Source organism: Psychrobacter sp. Sarcosine-02u-2, from assembly GCF_002836335.1.
Lineage (GTDB): Bacteria > Pseudomonadota > Gammaproteobacteria > Pseudomonadales > Moraxellaceae > Psychrobacter > Psychrobacter faecalis.
This window is the reverse complement of sequence record NZ_CM009137.1, coordinates 1-8,497: the sequence shown is the minus strand read 5'-3', so window position 1 is coordinate 8,497 and position 8,497 is coordinate 1. Positions and strand designations below refer to the sequence as shown.

Below are 8,497 nucleotides of genomic sequence, written 5' to 3'. Positions count from 1 at the left end.
TGTAGCGGACTTAAAAGCTATTAAAAGCATTAAAAACATTAAAAGCATTTTTTCTTTTTTTTATTAACTAAAAAGATAAGCGTTTTGAGCTATCTAAATTTGCAGTATTGATATTTGTCTGTACCTATAAAACAAGATTTTGGCTTGATTCTCGCATAGTAACCATCTTGACCTCTAACCACATTATCAACGACAACAGCTTTCTCTAAACTTTGATAATCAGCCTTACGCTGAGCTATCTCTGTTTTACTAGGGACAAGTAGCAAAACAGACAATAACGTAAGGGCAAATATACAAGCACAGATACCACCTACGAGAGCAGAAGCCTTCCAGCTTAGTGATCTAGCAAATTCATCCGATAGCGCTTTGGTATATTGTTTAGCGCCTTCTTTAGCTTCTGTTCTAACGTTGGTTAATGTGTTTTTGGCATCATTAGCTAACTGCCGATTTTGATCTTGAAACTCAGTCGCAAAGAAGCTCAAACTCTTAAAGTTAGCATCAAAGGTTTTTTTCATATCTGATGATAATATGGATAAATCATTAATACTGGTGGTGGCTAGGTTTACAGTTTGTACTAAGTGATGATTGGCCTTAGCAACATGACCAGCCACGCCTTGTGTTAACTGGTTATGATAGTGATTCAGCACCGCAGAAACTTCTTTGCTAACCTCTTTAGCTGCACCAATAGCAATCGCTGATTTGATGACATTTTCTCGTTCTTGATAATCTTTGAGCTGGGCTATGAGATCGTTTACAAGCTTGGCGTTTGCTGCATCCCTGTCTTTGGTAGCTTGGTCTTTTTCCTCTATCCTCTCTAACAAGGCCGTATTATGCTCGGTGAGCGTTGCAATGGCGGCAAGTAGGTCTTCAAGGTTGGGGGTCTCTGACATTTTTTATCTTCCTAATCCATAGCTGCGGCTGCGGTTTATCTCGTTACTGTAGTCTGTAATATCTTTTTGGACGCTCTGTAGCGCTTGCTGCTGGTTTTTTTCGATGGTTGGGCTGTGATTGTCTATAAATTCACTTAAAACGTCTTGTAGGGCTGCTGTGTGCGTTTTACGCTCACTGGTGTAGTGTAGGTTTTTGATCTCATTCAGTGCTTGCTGTGATTTGTCGCTCACTAAGTCCGTTAACGCGCCACGCTCATTTGACGCAAGCTCGCGCTGTCTCTGTGTGGTGTCTGGGTTGTCTGTGTATTGATTGAAGCTGTGCATGACCTCATTAGCGACTGAAATCGCTAAAATAAGTTTGCCGGTCTTGCTGTTTGGATCAATCCCTTTCTGCGTATGCTGTTCTAATTGTGCCATTACAGATGCATACAGCGCTTTTTTGTCAGCAAGGAATTGCTTGTTTTCAAGCGCAAGCTGCCTTGCTTTGTCGGCTCGTGCCTGTTCAATGCGCTCACGTTCGGCTTGTTCACGTTTTTGTTGTTCGGCAAGCTCGCGCTGCCTTTGCTGCTCTAGCTCCACCTCTTTTTGTTTTTGCTCATCTGCGCGTTTAGTCTTAATGCCCTGAGCCATTGCCATGGCTTTTGCCACCGCATCGAGCGTGGGGGCTTTAGGCTTTGGCACACTTAGTGGTTCAGGCTCTTTTATCGGTTCATCTGCTGTGCTGTGTTCAACGTCTTCAATCTTATGACCATTCAAGATAATGGCATCAGCGGCATCATTCACGATCTGATTTTTGGTAAGCTCTACGCCCCATACCAGCTCGTTACGCTCGTTGATTATCTCGTTGATAGTGCCAAGCTGTGTTGCTGGCGTTTTATCAATCTCGTAATGCTTACCTTCTTCTTTGGCTTGTTCAGCTTTTCTTAGCTCTCGCTCGTATTTGTCACGTTCCAGCTTGGTAGCGACTGATCCCATTTTGAGTTGTGGCTCAATATCAATCCCTTGCGCGGCATAGCTGCGACTATCAATCAGTTTATGGTCATGCTCGGCTAGTTTTTCGTTGGCGATCTGCTCCCATATTTGGCGAACCTCTTTAATCTCATGGCTGACGCTTGCCATGCCAAGCGAACGCCGCTTATTATCTGACAGCTCAATACTGGCTTTGTCGGTTAGTATGATCTCGTGATTACCGTCAAGCGCTGCGGTGCGCGTGGTGAATAGGATATGAGCGTGGAAGTTTCGAGGGTCTGCGCCCCGATCGATCTCTTTTTGAGTTGGCTCATGAATGGCGCAATCGGCAATGGTGCCGTAACGGTCTGCTAAGGTCTGGGCGAAGGTATGTGCTAGCTCTTTTCGGTCTTGCTCGCTTAATTCATGGGGTAGATTAACCAGCCATTCGCGAGCCACACGCGCATCGACTCGCTTCTCGGCATCCTCTGCTTTGTTCCATAACTCACTGCGTGAAATTTCAGCGTTGGCAGCAGCCAATACTGTCGGCAAAATAATATCGGCGCTCATTACCCCCTGCTTTTTTGAGTAATCATGGGTCTTACCATATCGCTTATCTTCCAATTCACAACCAGCACGATAGCTCGCAGAAGCAACCGCACTTTGTCCGCTACCTCGTGATATTGATTTGGTCGATGCGATGAAAATAGCCATTTCTAAATACTCATACCTTTGTTTTTTAGCACTACGTCTTTTCGTAGTGCTGGGGGTGTGGGGGCTTGCCCCTGCCGATGTTTTGATTTTATAAATGTGTGACCGATAGGGATAAACATTTGTAAAGTCGAAAACTCGCACTTAGTCAGTGAGACTCAACCATACGTCAAATAACTATATCATAAACTGTTGTTAGGAATTAGCGAAGTTGATATAGTCAGATGAGTAAAAAATTTAATAGTTTAAGGATATGATATGAGCTTACTCGGTGGTAGTGATTTAAAGGAACAGCAGAAGATTAATGAACTTGAGCTTAAGATCAATAGAGAGAAGCAGAAGCTAGATAAGAAACTGACACGGCAAAAAATACTACTGGGTGCTTTTCTTGTAGATGCTTTAGAGAAGAATTCGGTAGATGGTTTAAGGGAATATACAGCCGATAATCTGTTGGATTTTTTGAGCAGACAAACGGATAAGGATTTAATGGCAGACTTAGTGAAAGAACTTAAGGATAGAGCTAGTGTTGAGAATAACAACGAAGCTAAGATAGACTCTAAGCTATTTTGAATAATTTAGTAATTTATGCTTATAAAAAATCTCGTATTGATTTACTTAATTTTTTTTTGGTTAAACAGTGCTGTAATAGAGTGATTTTGAGGAAATTAGGAAATGGTTATTTCAAAGCTATACATAAAAAATTTCAGAGGTTATACAGAACAGACTATAGAAATACACAAAGATTTAAATGTAATTATAGGGAAAAATGACGTTGGGAAGTCTACTATTTTAGAGGCTTTAGAGATTTTTTTTAACAACGATACAGTGAAAATTGATGTTTTAGATTTAAATAAAAAGAGATTGAATGGAGCAGACAGTGATATTACAATTCAAGTATCTTTTAAGATTGACTCAAAAAAATCTTATACAATTGATACTATCCCAACGCAACTATCACAAGAATACTTATTAGATTCAGAAGAATATTTAACTATAAGAAAGGTTTGGAGTGCTTCAGGGTCAAATATAACGTCAAAATCATTAAAAACTTATATAGTTGCAGATTATCCTTATGCAAAATTCAACAACCCATTAATATGTAGAAAAATAACTGACTTAAAAAAAGAACTAGCTTTATTCCACAGTAGTCATGATACTACTGTGGTTAATAAAACTATTTGTAGTGAGATTCGTAAAGCTATTTATGAGTTTTCAAATATCCAAAGTTCAGACTTAACAGAAACTATTATTCCTATTGATGCAGAAGATGGGAAAAAAATTTATGATGCGATTAAAGTAGATCTACCACTTTACTTCCTTTTCAAGGCAGATAGAGAAAATAAGGACTCAGATTCAGAGGTACAAGGTCCTCTAAAAGTCATTACTAAATCTATTTTAAGTGGAATGCAAGAAGATTTAGATAAGTTAAAAGATAAGATAGTAACAGCAACTGAAGAAATTGGTTTAAGAACCATAGAAAAACTTAGGGAAATGAACCCAGAGATTGCTAACGCATTAACACCGACGGTTTCAACAAAAGCATGGGATAGTTTGTTTTCATTTACATTCGAAGATGAAGATGGGATACCAATTAACAAGAGGGGAAGCGGTGTAAGAAGATTAATACTTCTAAACTACTTTAGAGCTGAGGCTGAAAGACAAAGAGTATCAGAAAAAACGGTTATTTATGCTCTGGAAGAACCAGAAACTGCACAGCATCCAGACTGGCAAAAAATGTTATATAGTGCTTTAGTTGACCTTTCTGAACAAGAAAATACCCAGATATTACTAACGACACATAGCCCTAGCTTAGGTGCCTTGGTCCCTACAAATAATATTATTTTTATATACCGAGAACATAATCAAATAGAAATTGAGTCGAACGATCCATTAGTGCTAGATAAAGTCACTCAATCTTTAGGGGTAATGCCCAATATTACAATTGCAAAAGTCGATTCAAATATAAAGTTGATTATATGTTTAGAAGGATACACAGATGTTGAGTTTTTAAAAAATATATCACCTTGTTTTAATTTTGACTTAAAAAATAACTCTAATATTTTAATTATACCTCTAGGAGGCGGCAACTTAGAACATTGGGAAAACTATAAATATTTAGATAAGTTATCTAGCATTCCACAAATGCATATTTATGATAGAGATGTTAAAAAATATAAAAGAATAATAAACAAGATTAACCAAAATGCATTACACAAAGCTTTCCAGACAAAGTTTTATGAGATAGAAAATTACATCCATCCCAGCTTACATAGCCAGTGCTATGAATTTTCAGATCCATTCATTGATATGGCAGATAGTCGATGGATAGACACTTGGAAAGATATGAATATCCCTAAAAGTTTAAGTGCCCATTTAAAAGAATGCTACAAAAACGGAGATAGAAACTTAAAGGAATATAATGAAAAAGAAATAAAAAGAAAATTTAATCTAGAGTTGTCTAAAGATTTAAGCGTAGGTCTACTTCAAGATATGGATGCCTATACTGAAATCAATGAGTGGTTCGAACATATAAAGACCGTTACATGTGAAGTAAATTCATCTTCTTAAGCCCCACCACCTTCACTTAAGTAGATAGTAAATGGTTGAGAGTAAGGCTTAAACCTTACTCTCAACATATTATATCTTTAAATTACTCCATGGGAGTGATTCAAAATAATTTTGGACTACGGTATACATATCTGCTGGAGGTACTTCTGTATCGATATCTATTTCAAGAGAAAGGGTATGAAAATCTTCGAGTGAGAGTCTTTTTATCTCTTCATCTCTCATTCCAAATTGATTTAAGTATTCTTCTATTCCTTTACGCTCAGAGCATTTTATCAGTTTATCTAATACAGTTTTTTTAGTTTCGTTTGAGTATAAAAGACTTGCTTCTTGGTTTAAAAGATAGTGAATGTCGAAAACATCCTGACGGCGACTACGAGTTCTAACGATCTGTTGTAGTATGCTGCGATACTTCTCAGCTATAAGCTGTTCAAGTGAGTAACATAAAACATTGAGTCGGTCAGTTAACTTGAAGTTCTCAGTATCACTTACTGACACACTCTCATTGAAGCTAATATCAAGCTCAATGATGTGAGGAGATTGCTTGTTATCTAAGCGTTTTATAGCGTTCTTATTTGTGCTATCCGCATACCCAATCCTCGCTTTATAAGCCGGGAACTTTACTTTACTAGGATCTTTAGGCATGTATTTTATAGAATGAACTAGGAGCTTTAAGTCGTAGTCATTTAAGGCAACAACAGCTGTAATTTGCTTGCTTAGCTTTAATTCTAGATCTTCTTTGCTTAAAACTTCCATGTTATCTAAAGAAGATAGATCTAGATCGGTTGTATAGCGTTCCGAGCCATAAGCTAAAGATAATACTATTCCTCCCTTTATGACTAAATTTTGCGATAAGAATTTATCACGAGAGATAGCCAATAAAATTAAGTGAATAGCTTGCCTAAATTTTTTTTCATCATCATTTTCTGCTCTGTCTATCCATTCTTCAATATTTTTCATTTTTAGTTAAACACACTATGATTAAGGGATAGACACCAGTCCTCACTATATGAGTCTGAGTAAGGTTCGTTTGATATCATTTTACGACTTCCTCCTCTAGCTGTGGAATAAGTCTTCCATTCAGCGATTATAGGATCCTGAATATCCAAATGAGAGTTTAGGATGAAACCAATGCGACTTTTATCGATAGCAGTGCCATATAGCTCAACTGAGTCTATGATTTCATTTAAAAGAACCTCTGCCATTTCTTCATAAACTTCTAAAACATGTTGAAATCCACCGCATAAATCGGGATTTCTCACCATTTCTAAGAACAAATCTCCTATGCTAATAATTCTAACGCCTTGGCCTTTATTCATATGAGGGTAAAGGCATGAGCGAGAGTGAACATTAAGGTATTTACCCTTAATTTTGATACGTTCAGAAGGGTATGGAGGTATAAAGAAATCATTCTTTTCTAGGTTTTCACCATTTGGGCTGCTTTCTGAGAGAATTTGTGACTGTGTTTTCTTCCACAATGGTCTGGTAGGAGCAATATAGTCAATTCTTTTTGGGATTCTGTTAGTGAGATTGTAGAACCTCATGGCGCTCAAATACGTTATATATCCTATATTATATAGCGAGCAAACTATTTCTAGGTCGCTAGGGTCTTTGTTAGCGATAACGAAGTAGTTGTCATATGGTTTTTGTACCAAGCCGCTAGATACAAGATAGTCCGTAACTTCAGATAATTTTTTCTTTAAATTACTATCCGTCCTGAACCCTTTGATATTTTGGTTTTGGAAGGATCTGGTTTCACGTATGTAATGCAAAAACTCATACAACTCTGAATCGAAGAAGGCTGCTTTTCTGCCTAACCCAATTACCCAAAGGCTTGTAGCCTCTTCTATAGAAATTGTTTTTTGCATGTTGGTCACACATTGTTTATAAGTCCTAAGGACTTATAAACAATGTGTGACTAGTTTGCAAGCTTTTTTTTGTAAATGATATAAATTTTACCTGAGCCAGAGCTGATAAGGCTTTTAAGAATTGACATAAGACACAGGACATATTAAAATGCGTCCTTAGGACGCATTTTAATATGTCCTGCGATAAGTAAAAAAACTATGTTATTTAAAGATAAAGCATACCTTAAGGGAACCAGCCATTTCGCCCTTCAAACCTATTAACAGACTACTTAAAACAGACTACTTAAAACAGACTACTTAAAACAGACTGGTATAATGGAACTACTTATAACAGACCGCTAGCACTAATACTCTAAATAATCCCTTATTGGACGTTTCTTAAACTGAGAAGCGTCTTTTTTAAGGCGATTAATCATCTCAAACTCCCATCCTTGCTGCGACTGTCCAGCTGGGCTAGTAGGGGTAACCATGTGATTATAGTCAGTGATAAATTGAGGGTTACGTGCAATACGGCCTAGCTGTTTATCATTTAGATCTTCAACCGTAAACATATCAGCTGTATCTACGTCTCTACTAATACCTTGTCGTGTACTGCTTTTCGGTTTGCTTTTTGACAGCACCTTAAATTTGAACCCAATAATGTTTTTACCATCTTTTTCTTGCTCATAGCTAACTTTGATATCAGTGTGCTTATTAATTTCTTTAATAGCTTTGTTTAAAACACCAGATTTGAAGTCACACATCCGTTCATATTCATCATCATCCACTCCAAGTTGCCCCCTAAATACTTTTAAGCCAAATAAAGGGGTCTTTTTGGCTTCACGCCATTGTATTAGAAGTTCATACAAACGTACTGAATACATGCTGTTGAGCATCGATGTTTGTTCTAACGTGTACTTAGTAAAAAACTGTTCTATACCATTTATACGTGTTATTTCATTTACTACCGCAGGCGTAAATATAATTTCGATAGTACCTTTATCCTGCTTATACTTTGCTTGACTTATCCAACGGGACTTAACGGGATAACCATCGTTTTCGTCTAAAAAAGTAAACCTACGCTCGAATAGGTTCTCTTCTGCTTTTTTAAGTACGTCATAAGCACCCTGTCGTGTCGTTCCAAACGCTTCAGCGTACCTTGAGGCTTTTATAGTTAAAGGTTTATCGGCTGATAAACCTTCATTTTTCTCTCTGCTGTCTATGATAGCCAACTGAACCAACCTTATTTCAGCAAGCGTAAGATTTTGGATTGCTGTATTTAGCCTGTTTGTCTTAACTATAAGATCCATCTTATTATTACCTGCATTCACACTTGGTTTCATCAACTTAGCCCCTCTAACTATATAACGATAAATAATATAGCACCATTATAACGATAAATAAATAGATATCGTTATAAGGTAAGTAAACTACGTTCTATGGGTAAGTAAACTACGTTCTATGGGTAAGTAAACTACGTTCTATGGGTAAGTAAACTACGTTCTATGGGTCATAAGTGCCTTTAATACCAAGGGA

At 37.3% G+C, this 8,497-nt stretch carries 7 protein-coding genes; 2 read left to right on the top strand and 5 right to left on the bottom strand.

Annotated features, from left to right (window positions below):
• Positions 1 to 89 precede the first annotated feature (89 nt).
• The gene (locus CXF58_RS00105; RefSeq protein WP_102076208.1) at positions 90 to 890 is read right to left on the bottom strand and encodes a hypothetical protein; all 801 of its coding nucleotides are present in this window, start codon (positions 888 to 890) and stop codon (positions 90 to 92) included.
• A 3-nt stretch (positions 891 to 893) separates the two neighbouring features.
• A complete protein-coding gene (locus tag CXF58_RS00100; RefSeq protein WP_102076207.1) occupies positions 894 to 2,552 on the bottom strand; it encodes a MobA/MobL family protein in 1,659 nt (552 codons plus the stop codon).
• A 255-nt stretch (positions 2,553 to 2,807) separates the two neighbouring features.
• Between CXF58_RS00100 and CXF58_RS00095 the strand changes: the two genes are divergently transcribed.
• Both CXF58_RS00095 and CXF58_RS00090 read left to right on the top strand, forming a co-directional pair.
• On the top strand, positions 2,808 to 3,119 hold the full coding sequence (locus CXF58_RS00095; protein WP_102076206.1) for a mobilization protein MobS: 312 nt from the start codon (positions 2,808 to 2,810) through the stop codon (positions 3,117 to 3,119).
• 102 nt (positions 3,120 to 3,221) lie between these two features.
• On the top strand, positions 3,222 to 5,117 hold the full coding sequence (locus tag CXF58_RS00090; protein WP_102076205.1) for an ATP-binding protein: 1,896 nt from the start codon (positions 3,222 to 3,224) through the stop codon (positions 5,115 to 5,117).
• A 69-nt stretch (positions 5,118 to 5,186) separates the two neighbouring features.
• Here CXF58_RS00090 and CXF58_RS00085 read toward each other — a convergent pair whose 3' ends face one another.
• The 3 genes from CXF58_RS00085 to repM all read right to left on the bottom strand — a co-directional run bounded on the left by CXF58_RS00085 (position 5,187) and on the right by repM (position 8,304).
• Entirely contained in the window at positions 5,187 to 6,074 is an 888-nt protein-coding gene (locus CXF58_RS00085) for a nucleotidyl transferase AbiEii/AbiGii toxin family protein (protein WP_102076204.1), read from the bottom strand.
• Positions 6,075 to 6,076: 2 nt separating this feature from the next.
• Positions 6,077 to 6,982 carry a type IV toxin-antitoxin system AbiEi family antitoxin domain-containing protein gene (locus CXF58_RS00080; RefSeq protein ID WP_102076203.1) on the bottom strand — a complete coding sequence of 302 codons (906 nt, stop codon included), beginning with the start codon at positions 6,980 to 6,982 and terminating at the stop codon, positions 6,077 to 6,079.
• A gap of 344 nt (positions 6,983 to 7,326) precedes the next feature.
• Positions 7,327 to 8,304: a replication initiation protein RepM gene (gene repM, locus CXF58_RS00075; RefSeq protein WP_102076202.1), complete on the bottom strand. Its 978-nt coding sequence runs from the start codon at positions 8,302 to 8,304 to the stop codon at positions 7,327 to 7,329.
• Positions 8,305 to 8,497: the final 193 nt, after the last annotated feature.